At 57.4% G+C, this 17,387-nt stretch carries 12 protein-coding genes and 1 pseudogene; 2 read left to right on the top strand and 11 right to left on the bottom strand.

Features of this window, described 5'->3' with window-relative positions:
- Positions 1–100: 100 nt before the first annotated feature.
- A complete protein-coding gene (locus ABD796_RS00705; protein ID WP_344901321.1) occupies positions 101–1,702 on the bottom strand; it encodes an extracellular solute-binding protein in 1,602 nt (533 codons plus the stop codon).
- 146 nt (positions 1,703–1,848) lie between these two features.
- Between ABD796_RS00705 and ABD796_RS00710 the strand changes: the two genes are divergently transcribed.
- Entirely contained in the window at positions 1,849–2,727 is an 879-nt protein-coding gene (locus ABD796_RS00710; protein ID WP_344901324.1) for a helix-turn-helix domain-containing protein, read from the top strand.
- Positions 2,728–2,813: 86 nt separating this feature from the next.
- On the opposite strand, the pseudogene ABD796_RS00715 reads toward ABD796_RS00710, so the two are convergent.
- The 9 genes and pseudogenes from ABD796_RS00715 to ABD796_RS00755 all read right to left on the bottom strand — a co-directional run bounded on the left by ABD796_RS00715 (position 2,814) and on the right by ABD796_RS00755 (position 14,211).
- Positions 2,814–4,697: pseudogene (locus ABD796_RS00715) on the bottom strand (ABC transporter ATP-binding protein).
- A complete protein-coding gene (locus tag ABD796_RS00720) occupies positions 4,681–6,429 on the bottom strand; it encodes an ABC transporter ATP-binding protein (RefSeq protein WP_344901327.1) in 1,749 nt (582 codons plus the stop codon). The pseudogene ABD796_RS00715 and the gene ABD796_RS00720 overlap by 17 nt, the downstream one beginning before the upstream one ends.
- A 251-nt stretch (positions 6,430–6,680) precedes the next feature.
- Positions 6,681–7,667, bottom strand: a complete 987-nt coding sequence (locus ABD796_RS00725; protein WP_344901330.1) for a siderophore ABC transporter substrate-binding protein — start codon at positions 7,665–7,667, stop codon at positions 6,681–6,683.
- 48 nt (positions 7,668–7,715) lie between these two features.
- Complete coding sequence (locus ABD796_RS00730) at positions 7,716–8,474, bottom strand: iron ABC transporter ATP-binding protein (protein WP_344901333.1); 759 nt, start codon at positions 8,472–8,474, stop codon at positions 7,716–7,718.
- On the bottom strand, positions 8,468–9,418 hold the full coding sequence (locus tag ABD796_RS00735) for an iron chelate uptake ABC transporter family permease subunit (RefSeq protein ID WP_344901335.1): 951 nt from the start codon (positions 9,416–9,418) through the stop codon (positions 8,468–8,470). The genes ABD796_RS00730 and ABD796_RS00735 overlap by 7 nt, the downstream gene beginning before the upstream one ends.
- On the bottom strand, positions 9,408–10,361 hold the full coding sequence (locus ABD796_RS00740) for an ABC transporter permease (RefSeq protein ID WP_344901337.1): 954 nt from the start codon (positions 10,359–10,361) through the stop codon (positions 9,408–9,410). The genes ABD796_RS00735 and ABD796_RS00740 overlap by 11 nt, the downstream gene beginning before the upstream one ends.
- Before the next feature lie 150 nt (positions 10,362–10,511).
- Positions 10,512–12,062 carry a helix-turn-helix domain-containing protein gene (locus ABD796_RS00745; protein WP_344901339.1) on the bottom strand — a complete coding sequence of 517 codons (1,551 nt, stop codon included), beginning with the start codon at positions 12,060–12,062 and terminating at the stop codon, positions 10,512–10,514.
- 155 nt (positions 12,063–12,217) lie between these two features.
- Positions 12,218–13,261: a zinc-binding dehydrogenase gene (locus ABD796_RS00750; RefSeq protein WP_344901341.1), complete on the bottom strand. Its 1,044-nt coding sequence runs from the start codon at positions 13,259–13,261 to the stop codon at positions 12,218–12,220.
- Complete coding sequence (locus ABD796_RS00755; protein WP_344901344.1) at positions 13,240–14,211, bottom strand: zinc-dependent alcohol dehydrogenase; 972 nt, start codon at positions 14,209–14,211, stop codon at positions 13,240–13,242. The genes ABD796_RS00750 and ABD796_RS00755 overlap by 22 nt, the downstream gene beginning before the upstream one ends.
- A 509-nt stretch (positions 14,212–14,720) precedes the next feature.
- Here ABD796_RS00755 and ABD796_RS00760 point away from each other — a divergent pair.
- Positions 14,721–15,446: an SGNH/GDSL hydrolase family protein gene (locus ABD796_RS00760; RefSeq protein WP_344901347.1), complete on the top strand. Its 726-nt coding sequence runs from the start codon at positions 14,721–14,723 to the stop codon at positions 15,444–15,446.
- A gap of 160 nt (positions 15,447–15,606) precedes the next feature.
- Here ABD796_RS00760 and ABD796_RS00765 read toward each other — a convergent pair whose 3' ends face one another.
- On the bottom strand, positions 15,607–17,364 hold the full coding sequence (locus ABD796_RS00765; protein WP_344901351.1) for a hypothetical protein: 1,758 nt from the start codon (positions 17,362–17,364) through the stop codon (positions 15,607–15,609).
- Positions 17,365–17,387: the final 23 nt, after the last annotated feature.

Genomic DNA, 17,387 nt, shown 5'->3' on the forward strand with positions numbered 1-17,387 from the left:
TAGTACAAAGTCAGAGCTAATCCCGTGTATTCCGGGAGCCTGGATCCCTTGAGGTACAAGGGATTCGGTCCATTCCAAGGATACCGTTTAAGGTCTGACTTTATTCCCCCATCACTCGCAAAACATCAAAGTTCACAAAATAATTGGTCGAGCTTTGCCTTTTCCTACCGGTTACGACGAACCGGATCTGATGAACCCCCTCCTGCAAGGGACCGCTATCGTATGTCGGATGCTGGTATCGAACGCTCGGATAATAAGTATCCAATTCCCCTATCCGTTGACCATCCACGTACACGTCCGCGATGCCGCGAGCCGAGCCTACAAGGCTGTAGACCGTCGCACGGCTGCCGTAAAAAGCGATTTCGACATAAGCGTCTTTGTCCCGCGCCTGCATCGAGCTGCCGCCGTAATTTTGCGCATTCACGTAGTTCATCCAGCTGCCCGAATACCGGACCAGCGGACTGCCACTATCGATGATGTCCGGCGGCGCCAACGGATCGATCACCGCTAGCGGTTCGGACCCGTCCGAAACGACGCCTTCGAAATCGATGGCATACAACGTGTACAGGCCGTCGGGCAGTCCCTCCGTGTCCATCGTTGCCGGAATACTGCCCGTGACCGGCGTGCTTCTGCCGCTCGCCGCGGCTCCGGCCACTTCGATCGCCGCCCGAGTCGCGGCCGTTCCGCTCGGAACCAGATAAAGCATTCCGTCGGCCGAGCTCGTCGCGCCGGCTGCTTCGCCCGTCCTCACCCCAATGCGCGTTGCATCTGTTAGCACGAGCGGAGAGCGATGTTTCAGGGTGATAGCCGCGGTCATCTCTTGACCTGCGGGCACATACACCGCATCGGAAACAGCAAATTCGTAACCCGGTTTGAACGCCTTGATCCAGCGCTTGCCTGCCGGCACCTGAGTCAAGACGAAGTTTCCGCCACTGTCCGTATGAGTGCCGATCGCCGGATATCCGGCCGGACTAACGATCGCCCCGGCCAGCGGACTAATCGTCGTTGCGGGATCGACCACACTTGCCGCATAACGGTTCTGGCCGAGAATCGAGTTCAAGTCTCCCGCAAACCCCCTATACGTCGTTCCCCCTTCCGTTCGGGTCATTTTCCGGGCAATTTCCAGCGTCTCCTCATAGGTCATATTGTCCTTCGGATACGGCGCACCAAATTTGTCAAACAAATCCTTGTTGTAGAACATCACCTGATGATTGGCATAATACGGCAGGCCGAACAGCTTTCCGCCGTCCGCCTCCCGAATCGATTTCAGCAGATTCGGTTCGAACCGATCGAGATTTGCGCCGTATTTTTGGAGCACAACCTCCATATCTGTCGTGATGCCAAGATCGACCAAAGTTCCGATCGTCGTAAACGAACCACCGGTGAAATCGAAGTTCGTCTTGGTCGCGATCGCGTCCTGCGGCAGCATTTCCAAAGGCTTTATCGTAAAATTCGGATATTTTTTGCGGACTTGCTGGTTGATGTTTTTTTCGAAATCCGCCTGGTTCAGCCCTCCCGGATTGACCAAATAAGTAAGTTCCACCGGCTCCTTCGTCACCTCGGTGACCGGTGATTTGCCTGCCTCCGGGCTTTCGCTGTTAAGCTGCGTTTCGGTTGCGTTTTTGCCGCACGCCCCCGCGAGCATGCCGATCGCAGGCAGTAAAACCGCTGCGGCCAGTCCCGACTTCCATCCTCTTCTCATGTTCCGATCACCTTGATCTTCGCACAAATTCCCATATTCCCCCGCCTTTCTCAGAAATGGTATACTGATAGCGAACATGCCTTATCTTGTCCCAGGCTGTTCTGGCCTCATCATAACAAGGGCGGCGACTAGGGGGAATGTACAGGATGAGAACATACTTGGACTATTCGATTGGACCGTTGCCATTTCGAATCAACAGCCTGCTGGTTTCTCCTTCCTTATTGCGATTAAGCGGCCTGCGCGTATGGCGCGTCGGGTACTTGCCGGGCAGAACAGGAAGAAGGCGCAATCATGTTTGTCAAACTTGGGCGCTTGCCTACATCGTCGGCGGACGCGGCTTTTACCAGTTGCATGGATTTTCTGCGCAGACAGTGCTTGCCGGAAGCTTGATCCTGATTCCTCCGAGCCAAATATACGACTACGGCCCCGATTCGGGGCATTACTGGGATGAATACTATGTGCGCTTCGACGGACCTCGCGTAGGCGAATGGATGAATTCGGGGTATTTCGAGGCCGGTACCGTTGTCCGAGTGGGGATTCATCATGGATGGAAATTCAAGTTCGAGGCGATCGCGGAATGCTTGGCCAGCGGATTGCCGAATAAAGCAGACCGGGCCGCACTGCTGCTGGAGTCTCTCTTGTACGAGATAACCGAGGCGCTCGAGGGCGAGAGTCCGAAGCCAGGACAGTTGAACGGGCGGACAGCCGCCATATTGGACGACATTTCCAATCGGGTGTTCCGGCGGTTCGACGCAAACGCCCTCGCCCTCAGTCATCATATGGCTGTATCCACACTGCGGGCGCTGGTAAAGCAGCAGACAGGCTTTTCGCTCGGAGAGTATGTAAATTTGGTCAAAATAACGGAGGCCAAGCGGCTGCTCCGAGGCACGGACATACCCGTGAATGAAATCGCATTCAAACTCGGCTTTGACGATCCCGCCTATTTCTCCCGATTATTCCGCAAGCAAACCGGGGTCTCCGCTACAACGTTTCGAAAATCAGTTCAAGCACTTTCTTATCTTTAAAAAAAGCGGGCCTTTTGCTTGACGCAAAAAGCCCGCTCGCCCAGAAGCACTTTTCCTCTGTCTTCGGAAAAGAATCCCTTGGCCTGTCATATTTTCTCTGGAGTCATATGAAACATTCGGGAGTATGCGCCCTTCTCGGCGATCAGCGCGTCGTGGCTGCCCTTCTCGACGATCTCGCCGCGGTCTACGACCATGATCGTATCGGCGTCGCGAATCGTGTTCAGCCTATGCGCGATAATGAAGCTGGTGCGCCCCTTCATCAGCTGGAGCAGCGCGTCCTGAATGTGAAGCTCGGTCCGGGTGTCGATGCTGCTCGTCGCCTCGTCGAGAATGAGGATCGACGGATCGGCGAGAATGACCCGGGCGATCGCCAGCAGCTGGCGCTGGCCCTGACTCAGGTTGCCGCCGTTCTCGGTCAGCGGCGTATCGTATTTGAGCGGCAGCCGCTGGATGAAGGCGTCGGCGTTAGCCATTCTGGCCGCGTTGCGCATCTCCTCGTCGGTCGCCTGCGGCTTGCCGTATTTGATATTGTCGCGAATCGTACCCGAGAACAAGTATGTGTCCTGCAGCACGATGCCGAACGCTCTCCGCAGGCTGTCTCTCGTATAGTCCCTTATATCGCGCCCGTCCAAGTAAATGCTCCCGGCCGTCACGTCGTAAAACCGGGTAACCAGATTGACGACTGTCGTCTTGCCCGATCCGGTCGGTCCGACAATCGCCGTGCTGCTTCCTTCGGGCGCTTCGAAATCGATCCGTTTCAGTATCGGAACGTCAGGACGATAGCCGAAGCTGACGCCGTCGAACATGACATGCCCCCGCGGATTTTGCAATGCGACGGTACCCGGCCGGTCCTCGGGCTCTTCCTGTTCCTCCAGCACTTCAAACGCCCGCTCCGCCCCGGCCACGCCGGATTGCAGCACGTTGTAAATATTCGCCAGATCGTTCAGCGGCCGCACAAACTGCCGGGAATAGCTGATAAAGCTGGCGATGATGCCGACGGTTATATGGCCCTTGACGGCCAGTACCCCGCCGACGATGGCCACGGCGGCAAAGCCGATATTGCTGATGACGCTGAGCAGAGGCATCATGAACCCGGACCAAATCTGCGCCTTCAGGCCGACCTCGTACAGCCGGTCGTTCACGGAATCGAATTCCTCGATCGACTTGTCCTCGCGGTTGAACGCCTTGACGACCTAGATGCCGGAGATCGTTTCCTCGATATGCCCGTTCAGTTGGCCGAGCTGCGCCTGCTGCTCCTTAAACATCACGCTCGTCTTGCGCGTAATCGTCCGGGCGAGCACGTATACGAGCGGCACGGTTATAAGACTGGCGAGCGTAAGCAGCGGGCTCAGTACGAGCATCATGACGAGCGAACCGACGATGGCGATCACGCCGGACATAAGCTGTACGGTTGACTGCGAGATCGTCGTGCTGACGTTGTCGATATCGTTGGACATCCGGCTCATCACTTCGCCGTGCGGTCGCGCGTCGAAAAACGATAAGGGCAGCTTCTGCAGCTTCTCGAACATTGCCCGGCGCAAATTCATCACAACTCGCTGCGAGACTCCGGCCATCAGCCAGCCTTGCAGCAGCGTCAGCGCGCCGTCCGCTATGTAGGCCGCAGTCAGCGCGAACAGCGTCGCTTCAAGCAGGTGGAAATCGACTTTGCCGCTGGAAGCGGTCATCGTATCGATCGCCACCCCGATCAGGTAAGGACCGGTCAGCATAATCGCCGCATCGACGAGCAGGAAGGCGAATATGAACGCCAGCAGCCTGCGCTCGTTGCCGATATAGCTCCACAGCTTCGCCATCGTGCGGCGAAAATTTTTCGGTTTGACGACCGGACCTCCCCGGCCGCGCGCACCGAAGCCTCCTCCACCCGGAGGCTTTCCCGGCCCTCCGGGGCCGATGATCGGCGGCGCTTCCGCCGCGTTCCGCGCGCTGTCCGTTTGCTCATTCGGCTTTGGCATGGCCGCTCTTCCCCTTTCCGAACTGGGACTGGTAAATTTCCTGATACACGACGCAGCTTTCCATCAGCGAGTCGTGATCGCCGATGCCGACGACCTCGCCCTGATCGAGCACGACGATCCGGTCGGCGTCCATGACCGACGTAATGCGCTGAGCGATCAGCAGGCAGGTCAGCCCGCGGGCGTACGTCTTCAACGACTGCTTGATTCTAGCCTCGGTGGCGACGTCGACGGCGCTCGTGCAGTCGTCCAATATTAAAATCTGCGGTTGGCGGACTAGCGCCCGGGCGATGGACAGCCGCTGCTTCTGGCCGCCGGACAGGTTGACCCCGCGCTGGCCTAGCCGCGTCTCGTAACGCTCCGGCAAGCCCGTTACAAATTCGTGCGCCTCGGCGAGCCGGGCCGCGTGCTCGATATCCTCCTGGGTGGCCTCTTCCTTGCCCCAGCGAATATTGCCGGCGATCGGGCCGGTGAACAGCACGGACTTCTGCGGGACGACGGCGATGATCTCGCGCAGCGCATGCGGGTCGATGCGGCGCACATCTTCCCCGTTCACTTTAACCGTACCCGAATCGGCGTCGTAGAAGCGCGGCAGCAGGCCGACGAGACTGCTCTTGCCGGAACCGGTCGAGCCGATAATGCCGACAGTCTCTCCGGGCAGGCAACTGAACGTCACGCCCTTCACGGCCGGCTCCCCCGCCGGTCCGTCGTAGGAGAACGAGACGTTCTCGAAATCGACGCGTCCTTGATCGCCGTCCCGGCCGGACAGCTTCGATTCGCTCCACGTCATCGTGCTGGACTCGTCGAACACTTCACCGATCCGTACGGTTGAAGCCCGAGCGCGCACAAGCATGTTAAACACCATCGAGATGGTCATGAGCGAGAACAAAATTTGCGTCATGTAGTTGATGAAGGCGACGATGTGACCGATCTGCATCTGTCCGCTGTCGACCCGGATGCCGCCGAGCCAGATTACCGCCACGATGCCGAAATTGACCGTCAGCATAATCGCCGGATTGAACAACGACATCAGACGCATTACGTTGACCGAGCGATGCTGGTACTCCTCGTTGGCCCGGGCGAACTTGCCCGATTCGTAATCGAACCGGTTGAACGCCTTGACGACCCGGACGCCGGACAAATATTCGCGGATCACGCCGTTCACCCGGTCGAGCGCTTTCTGTACCGACATGAACCGAGTGAAGCCGATCTTCATGTTAAGCGCCACCAGTAGCACGACGACCGGCACGACGACGGCGAGAACGACCGCCAGATGCGGATTGAGCCGGATCGCCATAATGAGGCTGCCGATGCACAGCAAGGGCGCCTTGACGAAGATGCGCATCAGGCCGTTGACGAAGTTTTGCACCTGGGTGACGTCGTTGGTCAGCCGGGTGACGAGGGAAGCCCTTTCAAACTTGTCGATATTCGCGAACGAGAGCGTCTGGATTTTGCGGAACAGATCGCTCCGCAGTTCCGTTCCGAACTTTTGCGACACGCGGCTGGAAATAATGTTGCGGGACGTGGCGCCAAGAGCGCCCACCGCCGTGATGAGCAGCATCAGGCCGCCCATGCGCAGCACGTAGTTCATGTCTTGTCCGGCAATGCCGACATCGATGATCTTCGCCATGATCGTCGGCTGCAGCAGGTCGCAAGCCGCCTCGATCGTCAGAAACGACACCGCCACGCAGAACAGCTTCCAATGCTTTCGGACATAAGGGAGTAAAAAGTGCATCGTCTCTCTCTCCTTCTACCTGTACAGCGGCAAAATGTACAGTTATTCCGTGGCGTCGTCACGGATAAACGCTTTTGGGGATATATACATACCTGTTATTATACATCCGGTCCATGGAAAACTGAATGCTTTGCGGCATGTAATCTAGAAGCCGATTCCGCGCCAATTCGCCCTGCTGAGGAAACCAAGAGAGCTGTAACAGAAAAGACCGCCTCTGGCATGTTCCGGCTGCGGCCTCTTCTGTGCTATTTTTATTTCACGCTTTTCTCGATTTCCTTGACCATTTCGGAGACGGAAATCAGGCCGCCGCCCGACAAGTACCAATAGTTTTGATCGAGGTAGACGATATGGCCGTCCTTGAACGCCTTCGTTTTCTTGACCAGCTCGTTCTCGATCGTTTTCTTCGCGCCCGCTTCTCCTCCGACAGCGGCACTGCGGTCGATGACGAACAAATAATCCGGATTTTTCTCGGCAATGTATTCGAACGTGACGCTCTGGCCGTGCGTGGATACTTCAATCTTCGGATCGACCGGTGTAAAGCCGAGCACGTCGTGGATGATGCCGAAGCGCGAGCCTGCGCCGTATGCGCTGATCGAGCCATCGTTGGCAAGAACGATAAGCGCGTTTTTACCGCTCGCCTTGACCTTTTCGGCAACCGACTTGATCGTGCCGTTCACTTGGGCAAGCTCCGTCTCCACTTGCGCTTCCTTGCCGAAAATTTGGCCTAGCGTCTTCGCGTTTTCGGTGTAGGTTGGAATATAATTCGCGTTGTCTACGCCCAGAAAGATCGTCGGAGCGATTTTGCTCAGCTCCTCGTAAGCCGTCGTCAGCCGTCCGGAAATAATGATCAGGTCCGGCTTGATCGCGTTCACTTTCTCGAAATCCGCTTCCACCAGACTGCCGACATTTTTGTATTTCGCATCCTTGTACTTGGCCAAGTAAGGCGGAATGTTCGCCTGCGGCACGCCCGTCACCTCTACGCCGAGCTTGTCCAGCGAGTCGAGCACGCCGTAGTCGAACACGACGACCTTTTGCGGATTTTTCTTCACTTTCGTCTCGCCCAGCTTGTGCTTGATCGTCAATTCCGTCGGCGGTGCAGGCGTGGAAGCGGCAGGCGTCGTGCTGCCGGTTTCCGGTGCCGAGGAACCGTTCTTTGTATCGCTCGAGCTATTGCCGCAAGCGGATGCGATCATGACGAATACGAAAAGCATGGCCAACATAATGGAATTTTTCTTCATTTTAACCATTCACCCCTGTTTAGTAATGATAAGGCGGAAGCTTAGCTCCTAAGAAAAGTAGACGGCGATCTTATTGCCGTTGATCGTCTCGATCGGAATGTGCATATCGTAAATGTCGCGAAGCACGGGCGTTTGAATCATGTCCGCGGTCGGCCCCTCCCTCACCACCTTTCCGTTTTTGAGCGCCACGATGCAGTCGGAATAGCAGGAAGCGAAGTTGATATCGTGAAGCACGAGCACGATCGTTTTGCCAAGATCGGCCACCATATTTTTCAGCACTTTCATGATTTGCACCGAATGCTTCATATCCAGGTTGTTGAGCGGCTCGTCCAGCAAAATATAATCAGTATTCTGGGCGATGACCATGGAGATGAAGGCGCGCTGCCGCTGACCTCCGCTCAACTGGTCCAAATAGCTGTCTCGCATGTCGCCAAGCTCCATATAATCGATCGCTTCGTCGATGAACCGCCTGTCTTCCTTCGTCAGCCTGCCCTGCGAGTACGGAAACCGGCCGAAGCCGACCAGGTCCTTCACCGTCAGACGGATGTTGATATGGTTCGATTGCTTCAAAATCGATATCGTTTTGGCCAGCTCGTTATTGTCCCATTTGCCGAGCTCGCGGCCTTCGATCCATATTTCCCCGCTATCCTTCTTGATCAACCGGCTGACCATGGACAGCAGCGTGCTTTTGCCCGCGCCGTTCGGACCGATGAAGGAGGTGACGGTGCCTTTGGCGATCCGCACGGACACATTCTCGACTACCGCTTTGCCCCCGTAAGCTTTGGATACGTTCTTGACCTCTACCACGATTTACTCTCCTTTAACAGCAAATACAAGAAGTACACGCCGCCGATAAAATTGATAATAACGCTGATCGTGGTCGAGAAAGTGAACACCCGCTCCACCACGAGCTGTCCCCCTGTCAGCGCGATGACGCCGATCAGGATCGAAGCCCACAGCAAGAAACTGTGACGGTACGTCTTCATAAATGGATAGGCGATGTTGGCGACGAGCAAGCCCAGAAACGTAATCGGTCCGACCAGCGCTGTCGAGATCGAAGTCAGGATCGCTACGACGACAAGCAGCCGTTTGACCAGCCCGTTGTACGGCAAGCCGAGGTTGAGCGCGTGCTCCCGGCCGAGCGCCAGCACGTCCAAATATTTGATCAGCCTGATGCAATAAATCGCCACGACGGCCATCGAGACAACCGCCACCGCCAGTATGCCCGTATTGATCCGGTTGAAGCTGGCAAACATGCGGCTTTGCAGCACGAGAAACTCGTTCGGATCGATCAGCACCTGCATGAACGTCGTCATGCTGCCGAACAGCGAGCCGAGCACGATTCCGACCAGCAGCAGGAAGTAAATGTTCCGTCCTTCCTTCTTGAACATGAACCGGTACAGCAGCAGCGCGAAACCGATCATCAGGCCGACCGACAGGAGAAAGTTCCAGTTCGGATTGATCAAGGCGACGTGCATCGACCCGAATACGAAAATGATGAACGTCTGCGTAAGCATGTACAGCGAGTCGAGTCCGATAATGCTCGGTGTCAAAATCCGGTTGTTCGTCACGGTCTGGAAGACGACCGTCGAGAACGCGATCGCCGCCGCCGTCAAGGCGATTGCTCCTATTTTCAATCCCCTGCGGGGAAGCACGTAGTCCCAGTTGCCTCCGGACTGGATGGTCATAAAGACGACGATGAGCGCCACGGATATAAGCGCCAATATCCCGATCTTGGTTTTAGGATTCATATGCCTTTCTCCTCAATAGCAAGTACAGAAAAATACCGCTTCCTATAACGCCGACGGTAAGACCGATCGGGATTTCGTAAGGATATATGATGACGCGGCCCAGTATGTCGCACCCGAGTACGAAGACGGCTCCAAGCAAAGCCGTATGGGACAGGTTATCCTTTAGATTGTCTCCCCTGTACATCGTTACGATGTTCGGCACAACGAGACCGAGAAATGGAATGACGCCGACGGTCAAGATGTTGGCGGCCGATACCATCGCCACGATGACGAGACCGAGATTGACCACCTGCTTGTACTTCAGCCCCAAGTTAACCGAGAACTCCTCCCCCATTCCGGCAATCGTAAAGCGGTGCGCGTACACATAGGAGACGACAACCAGCGGAAGGCTGATGTACAGCAGCTCGTACCGGCCTTTCAGCACCAACGAAAAATTACCTTGCAGCCACGAGGAAATGTTCTGGATCAAATCCTGCTTGTAGGCGAAAAAGGTCGTAATCGATCCGATAATGTTGCCGAACATCAAGCCTACGAGCGGGATGAAGATCGTATCCTTGAATTTCACTTTGTCCAATATTTTCATGAACAGCAGTGTTCCGGCCAAGGCGAACGCGAACGCGACGGCCATTTTCAATAACGGAGACGCGGCACCGAACAGCATCATGGCCACAAGCACGCCCAGTCTCGCGGAATCCATCGTCCCGGCCGTCGTCGGCGATACGAACTTATTGCGGGTCAATTGCTGCATGATGAGCCCGACGATGCTCATGCTTACACCCGCTATGACGATGCTGATCAGTCGCGGAATACGGCTGATCCACAGCACCTGAACCTGATCGTCGCTCAGTCGGAACAGATCGAGCGGCGTAATGTTCTTCGCCCCGATAAACACGGACGCGAAGGCAAGCGCGAGGAGAAGCGCAACCAAATAGCTTTTTTTCATGTCCGGCTAATCTTCCTTCATAACAAAGATAATCATTCTCAATAAGAAGCAAAAAAATAACTGATAATCATTATCAACTTCACCCTATTTTACACGATTCCCCGGCCATTTTAATGGATAATCCTTTCTCGCTGCATGGATTTTTCTAGACTATGTATCCTTTAGCAGCAAGTTGACGGTCTGGTCGATCAGGCTCTCGTTCGTCGAGGCGTTATACATGAGCGGCTCCTCGTAGCGGATTAGGAGAAAGCGCGGTCGAGCTTGGCCGGCAGCAAGCTCCCTCCACTGCCGCTCGTACCCGGCAAGCTCCTCGTCGGAGCGCGACTGCGGCATGAGCAGCAACAAGTGCTCGCCGCCCAATTCGGCGACCTCGCGCAGCGACTCGACCTCCAGCAGACCGAAGCGCTCGGCTTGCACCGGAGGCTTGACCTGCAAATCATCGTAAAACAGATCCTTGATCTTGTTCATCCGCATGCCGTATACGCGAAAGCCGCTGCCGTACGCGCTTGCCAGCAAAAAGGGCGTGTCCCCCAAATGCCGGCGGACGAGTTGGCGGGCATTGCTCACTTTCTGGTCGTAGAAGGCTAGCCAACGCTCGGCGACGCTGGCAATGCCGAGAATGCTGCTAATTTGCAGCAGCCTCTCCTTCCACGGATACCCTTTCCACTGCAAGCTGATAACCGGAGCAATCCCGGCAACCGTGCGCAGCAGCTCGCCGGGAATTGGCGACGTCAGCACGAGTTCCGGCTTTGTGTCGGCCATACGCCGCACATACGGCTCGGGGTCGTCCGACCAGCCTCGATCGAGCACCCATTCGGGCATGATGCCTAGCACCGATAAGTCGCCCTTGAATACCGGCTGCATGACGATTTTTTTGTTGGCGCACGCCGCATATTCGGTAGGCGTCATGCCCATGTGCTTCTTGAACAGCCGGCTGAAATACAATTCGTCCGTATAGCCGGCGCAATGCGCCACTTCCGTTACGGAGGCGCGCGAATGCGCCAGCATATGCAGCGAGGCGTTCAGCCGGATTGCGGTCATATATTTGTGCGGGCTTAATCCCGTATGTTTGCGGAACGCCTGATAAAATCTACCCGCACTGACGCCGGATTGACGCGCCAGCTGTTCGACGTCGATCGCATCGGCGTAATGGTCGGTCATATACCGCTTCGTTCGCTCCACGTAATCGATGAAATCGTCGTCGGCGATCTTGGGCTCGCCAATATGGCGGAGGAAGGCGGAAGCAATAGAGTAAAGGTGCGACTGCAATTGGAAATAGGCATCCGGCTTAAGCTCCCTCCCCGCCTCCACAAAGTCGGCGATCCAGCCGCGTACTTGCGGAACGCGAAAGCTGAACAGCCCGAAATCGACAATCGGCTCATCCCCGGCCGACCGGAGCTTCTCTTCTGCTTGCCCTTTCCAGACGAAGCGGATCCATATGGCTTGAAAAGAGCTTTGCTCTTCGTTTTGTATCGTACAATGCGTATTCGATGGCAAATAAAACAGCTCTCCGGAGACGATTTTGCCAGAGCGGCTGTTGCCTTCCCGAGTCAGCGTGACTTTGGCGCCGCCCTTTTCGGCAAAGCCGAAAGTCGGATAGCGGCAGTCCAGTATGGCGATGGCGCCCTGGCCCTCCAGTTTAAGCTCCTCGGTCCCCGCATAGTGAAGCGTCATTTCCCGAAACCGGTCGTAGACGGACATGATTCATTCAGCTCCCTGCTGGCTAGAAAAAGACAACCCTTCAAACATTACATGATAATCGTTCTCATTGTCAAATTGAAGAAACCTCCAATTCGCCCGGCAGGCGTCATGGAGGTTTGGTTCATGGTACGTTCCCGTTTCTTGCAGCTTCCGCGTCAGGTCCAGTCCAGCACGACACCCAGGCAGGATGCTTTGCCGCTCTGGATCACCTTCCAGGCTTCGGCGGCCTGCTCCGCGCGAAAGCGGTGCGTGATGAGAGGAGACGTTTTCAGCCAGCCTTGCGAAATGGCCGCGATCGTGGCTTCCATGCGCTCGGCCGTCCAGCCCGACGGCGTATGCAGCGTAATCTCCTGCCCCCGCAGCGTCTGAATGTCGACCGTCCCTTCCTCTCCCAGGAAGCCGGCCGAGACGAAGTGGCTGTTGTGCTTCATATACGGTTGAATGGCGCGAAACGCCCCCATATCGCCGACCGTATCGACAACGACAGCCAGCCTGCGGCCGGCGAGCGCGTCGGACAACCCCGTCGTCCGCGTATTTACCCCCCGTATCGGCGAGGGGAGGTAGGCAAGCCGGCCGTCGTGCCGGCCAAGGACGGTAACCTGCGCCCCGCGGTGCAGCAGCGTCTGCGCCGCCCATTGCCCGACGAGCCCGTCCCCGATGACGACCGCCTCGTCCCCTTCGGCCAGCGAAGGCCGCATGCCGCAGTTGTAGCCGACCTGAGTCAGCACAAGACCGCAATAATCTTCGGGTGAAGCGCCGGCAGGCAGTTTCCAAATATGATTGACTGGCGTAACCGCCGGATCGACATGTCCGCCGAACGCGTCGAACATGCCGGATACCTTGCTGATCGCCGCAAATACGCGCTCCCCGACCTCGAAGCCGCGCACGGCGGAGCCGATAGCCCGAACGATGCCCGTCTTCTGGTAACCGGCCACGATCGGGAACGGCCGGCTGTCGCCGAGCCGGTACGGCACTTCGCCGCGTATCCGCTCTCCCCTCAAGTAAGACGATTCGGTGCCGATGCTGATCCACGAATAGTCCAGCTCGATCAAGACATCGTTGTCTCCGGGCTCCGGCACTTGCACTTCCTTGTATTCGACCTCATTGTTATTCGTAAACACAACAGCGTGAGCTTTCATCGCATCCTCCGTATCGCCGGGACAGACGGCCGAACCGTCTATTGCTCCGGTATGAAACAAATTTTTATCGCTTCCTGCATCTTCAGCAATTGCACGCCCTTGCTGTATTCGGCCAGCGGCAGCTCGCAGCTGATCAGCGGCTCGAAGTCCAGCTTGCCGGCGACAACCAGCTCCAGAGCATATTCCGCCGCCTCGCGGAAATGACCCGGGTACCCGATCACGCTTAATCCCTGATGATGAATCACGTAGTCGTCGCGTTGAACTGCAAACAGGGCTACCGCTTCGTTCGTCCGGTCCATAATGTTGCGCACCGCCTGGGGATAGCCGACGCAATCGATCGCGATCTCGAGCGCGCCGGGCTTGCCGCGTTTGGCGATCTCCGCCGAATCCGGCTCGACGCACAAGGAAGCGCCAAGCCGCAACGCCAGCTCTCTGCGCTGCGGGTTCGGATCGAGACCGATTACCTCCGCCGCGCCTTCGGCCAGCAGCATCTGCACGGCGATCAATCCCGCCGGTCCGAGACCGTTCACGCCGCAACGGCGTCCGCGAATGCCTGCGGACTGCTTCAGCTTCAGGATGCTCGCGGCAACGCACATGCCGAGCTCGAGCGAAACGGCTTTGCGGAACGGCAATTCATCCGGAAGCGCCAGCAAATTGTCCTGCTTCATGACGACATATTGGGCATAGCAGCCCGCCCGATGATGGCCGGCATCGCGCCAAGCGGCCACCTTCTGTCCTTCCTGCAGCGTGCAGTCCGGCCCCGCCTTCGCCACAATGCCTGCCATTTCGTGTCCGGGCTGGCCGGGGGAGTACGGAAACGGGACGGCCTGTTCGTACGCGAACATCGGCTTGCCATAATAAATGTGCAAATCCCATTGCGGACATGTGGCGACTTCCATGACGCGTACCAGCGCCTCGCCGGGACCCGGCTCCGGAATCGGGACGTCGACCAGTTCGGCGTGCTCGGCACGGATAATTTGCAAAGTTTTCATCGTTTGATTGCTATTCATTACGTTCACCGCCGTTTTCGATAGTTATCGCGTTCCAACTAATCATAGTGAAAGACGGAGCCGAGGTCTTTAGCGGTTTTATCCCAATCCGTCGTTTGCCTCCCGCCGAAAATGCGGTCGTTCTTTGCCGTTTCCCCGGTGCGTTTGCACATTATTGACATACCGGGAAAGGAATTGACCGAGCTTGTCCACACGGCGCGCAGCTCTGGGACTGCCGGGGGCCCCCGTTCGGCCTTTCGACAGTCACCGCATGCCGGTCGGTCCGACATGACAAGGCGCGTAAGCTTTCCCTGGGAGGTTGCTTCTGCCGCTAAACCTTCGGAAACGCGCCGATGAACGCGGCTAACGTCAATTGCGCGTCGTTCGCACTCCCGGCGCGTTGGACCCTTCCTTCCCGGTAAGCCGTAATCGCGCCCATTCGGTCAATAGCGTGCAACGACACGGACTGTCTGATAGGATAAGATGACTATAGGCAATTCCATATGACGAAGGAGAGGTCGGCTTACTCTATGTACAAATTTACTAGACTCTACGACCGGCTGCAGGAAAAGGCGGATAATCCCGCCGCCCGCCCGGTTATTTATGTGGCGATCGGAGACAGCGTCACGCAAGGGTGTATGGAAGACGGCGCAGTCGAGCACGAACTGGTATACCACCAGCTGCTGAGGCTTCGCGTGGCCAAGCGGTATCCCTCCAGCATCTTCAACGTGATCAACTCGGGCGTATCCGGGGACAGCGTCGCCCGTTCCCGAGAAAGGTGGCAGCGGGACGTCCTGTGCTACAACCCCGATCTGGTGACGATCAAGTTCGGCTTGAACGATGCCCATGGCGGGGTAAACGGAGTCGAAGCGTATATCGGCGCGATCCGTGACCTCGTCCGGCTCATCAAGGAAGAGACGGACGCCGATATTCTGCTTATTACGCCAAGTATGATGATGAAGCGGGAGAACGGGCTCATTTCGCCCGGACACGCGCGCCACATTCCGACATTCAAGGCTTTGTACGAAGCCGGCCATCTGTTCCGGTATGTCGATGCGCTGCGGGCATTCGCTGCGGCGAACGACCTGCCGCTGCTGGACGTCTACGCCATGTGGGAGAAGATGGAGGCGGACGGCGTGGACATACATACCCGTCTGTCCAACGGCATCAACCATCCCGACCGGCAGTTTCACGAGCAGTTCGCCGAGGCGCTGGAGGAAGCGCTATTCGCGGGATCTGCACGATCCGACTCCTAAATGCGGGCCAAAAGAGCGACCGAGCCGGATAAACCGGTCCGGCCGCTCTTTATCGTTCGCTTGTCAAGATTCGTGCCGTTCGCCAACGCCCTCGCAAGCGTTGATATGCAGCGTAGAACGAAGCGACGTCTAGGGAACGGCCGTACACGCAAGCTGCCGGCTACAACTTCACCTTCGCGTCGCCCGCTGACGTCTTGTAAAGTCTTCCTTCGCCCAAGCCTCCCGCTGTCGCCGCAGCGTCGTCCGAATAAGCCGGTACATGAACCGTCAGGCCGTAATGGACGGACGCCCCGGAGTAATCGGAGAGCAGCGCGGCGGAGCCGATCTCGCTCGCGAACCCTTCGATTCGCGTACGATGCTGCCGGTTTTGGATGCTGCAATAGACGGTCGTCTTCGCCGCCATAGCCGGCGTCAGCACGAGACCGGAGGTAACCGTGTCCGTGGCCAGCCCCAGCTCCGTATCGCGAACCTTCAGATCGTCGGCCTTGCTCGTCGTCACCGCATTCGCGCACGTTCCTATATGCTTGATTCCTTTGAATTCACAATTCGACGTGGCGAAGACGTCGTCGGCGATCGTGTCGGCTTCGAAGAAGCGGGTAAACGAGAGCAGGCTGCCGCAATCTCCGATAAACGTCGCACCGTCGACTGTGACGTTGGACCAGTCGCCCATGAACAGGGAACCGATCGTCCCGTATGCCGGGTCATTATGCAGCGACAGGCTGCCGATCCGCACATTCGAGCCGCGATCGGAAACGAACGCGCCATGCGGACGGGCGTACGTAACCGACTTGCCGCAATTGCGGGCAGCCACTCCGCCGACCACATGCTGCATGTTCACCCCCGAATGGGGGTAGCCGGCGGAGTTGCCGAACAGCCCGATGACCGTCTCGCAGCGCTCGGCCACGAGGCTGTTTACGACGACTCCCGTATCCTCCTGATTCGTTCCTCCGGCGAGACAGAGCGCCATATAGCAATCGATGGCGACGATGCTCCCGATAACCGCTTTCCTTGCCCCGTACAGGCCCGGATTGACGCCGGCCTCGCACGTTACGGCTCTGCCCCCTTTGCGCGATTTGCTATGCGCCGCATTTTTGACCGTAATGCTGCCCGCATGCCATTCCGTATGGTTTCTGCGCAAATAGAGTCCGCCCTGCGCCGGGATGAGTCCGCCGTCCACCTTCAGCTCGGTAATATGCACGTTTTTGGCTCCCGGTACGCCGGTAACCGCGCAATCATAGGTCGTTTGCGCGATGATTTTCAGCCAATTGGGTCCTCCGAAGGTCGTATTGTTCCACAGCGTAATCGTCTCCCCGATGCCGTATGCGCCGCCGGCCCAATCCAGCACCGCCGTTCCTCCGCCCTGCTTCTTCAGTTGAAGCGCCATCGCCTGCAGTTGGGGATACGAGTCGGTCGCTCCGTCGTCGCCTTTCGCTCCATAGCGGGTAGCGAGTAGTCCCCCCGTCTTGCGAATGACAGCGATGTTGCCGTTGACCAGCGCATGATCGCCGAAACCGTCCGGCGTACCGGCAAAATCCGCCGGAGCGACGATATCATACATCGCGCCGCCTAGCGGACCGAGCGGCGAGCCCGCCCAGCCGGCATAATAGGAGACGGTGCTGGCCAGCTTTCCGGCCGGAAGGTCCGCGAGCTTCATCTCCGCCACGTGGTCGAAGCCGACGAGCGGCGAACAGCAGTCCTCCGGATTTTGGCCATATACGGCGTTCATGACGGAATGGACGAGCGGACCCGAGTCCGCAGCTGCCGCAAATCCGCTCCGTCCCCCGAGCATGACGCCCGTCGCGGCCGCAGCTCCCGCGAGCGAGAGGGCCGTCAGCAGGTCCCTCCGGCTCATCGTGCGGCTGTCCCCATCATGTCCGGCATGTTGCGGCAATAGATCGTTTTCCGAGTTTGTCTTCATGCTACGCGTCACGCTCCTTAGTA

Origin of the sequence: Paenibacillus hodogayensis (assembly GCF_039536325.1) — a bacterium.
In the GTDB taxonomy this organism is placed as follows: Bacteria; Bacillota; Bacilli; order Paenibacillales; family NBRC-103111; genus Paenibacillus_AB; species Paenibacillus_AB hodogayensis.

Coding starts and splice junctions, on each gene's coding strand:
- ABD796_RS00705 (WP_344901321.1), bottom strand. CDS start 1,702: ATGAGAAGAGGATGGAAGTCGGGACTGGCCGCAGCGGTTTTACTGCCT.
- ABD796_RS00710 (WP_344901324.1), top strand. CDS start 1,849: ATGAGAACATACTTGGACTATTCGATTGGACCGTTGCCATTTCGAATC.
- ABD796_RS00720 (WP_344901327.1), bottom strand. CDS start 6,429: ATGCACTTTTTACTCCCTTATGTCCGAAAGCATTGGAAGCTGTTCTGC.
- ABD796_RS00725 (WP_344901330.1), bottom strand. CDS start 7,667: ATGAAGAAAAATTCCATTATGTTGGCCATGCTTTTCGTATTCGTCATG.
- ABD796_RS00735 (WP_344901335.1), bottom strand. CDS start 9,418: ATGAATCCTAAAACCAAGATCGGGATATTGGCGCTTATATCCGTGGCG.
- ABD796_RS00740 (WP_344901337.1), bottom strand. CDS start 10,361: ATGAAAAAAAGCTATTTGGTTGCGCTTCTCCTCGCGCTTGCCTTCGCG.
- ABD796_RS00745 (WP_344901339.1), bottom strand. CDS start 12,062: ATGTCCGTCTACGACCGGTTTCGGGAAATGACGCTTCACTATGCGGGG.
- ABD796_RS00755 (WP_344901344.1), bottom strand. CDS start 14,211: ATGAATAGCAATCAAACGATGAAAACTTTGCAAATTATCCGTGCCGAG.
- ABD796_RS00760 (WP_344901347.1), top strand. CDS start 14,721: ATGTACAAATTTACTAGACTCTACGACCGGCTGCAGGAAAAGGCGGAT.
- ABD796_RS00765 (WP_344901351.1), bottom strand. CDS start 17,364: ATGAAGACAAACTCGGAAAACGATCTATTGCCGCAACATGCCGGACAT.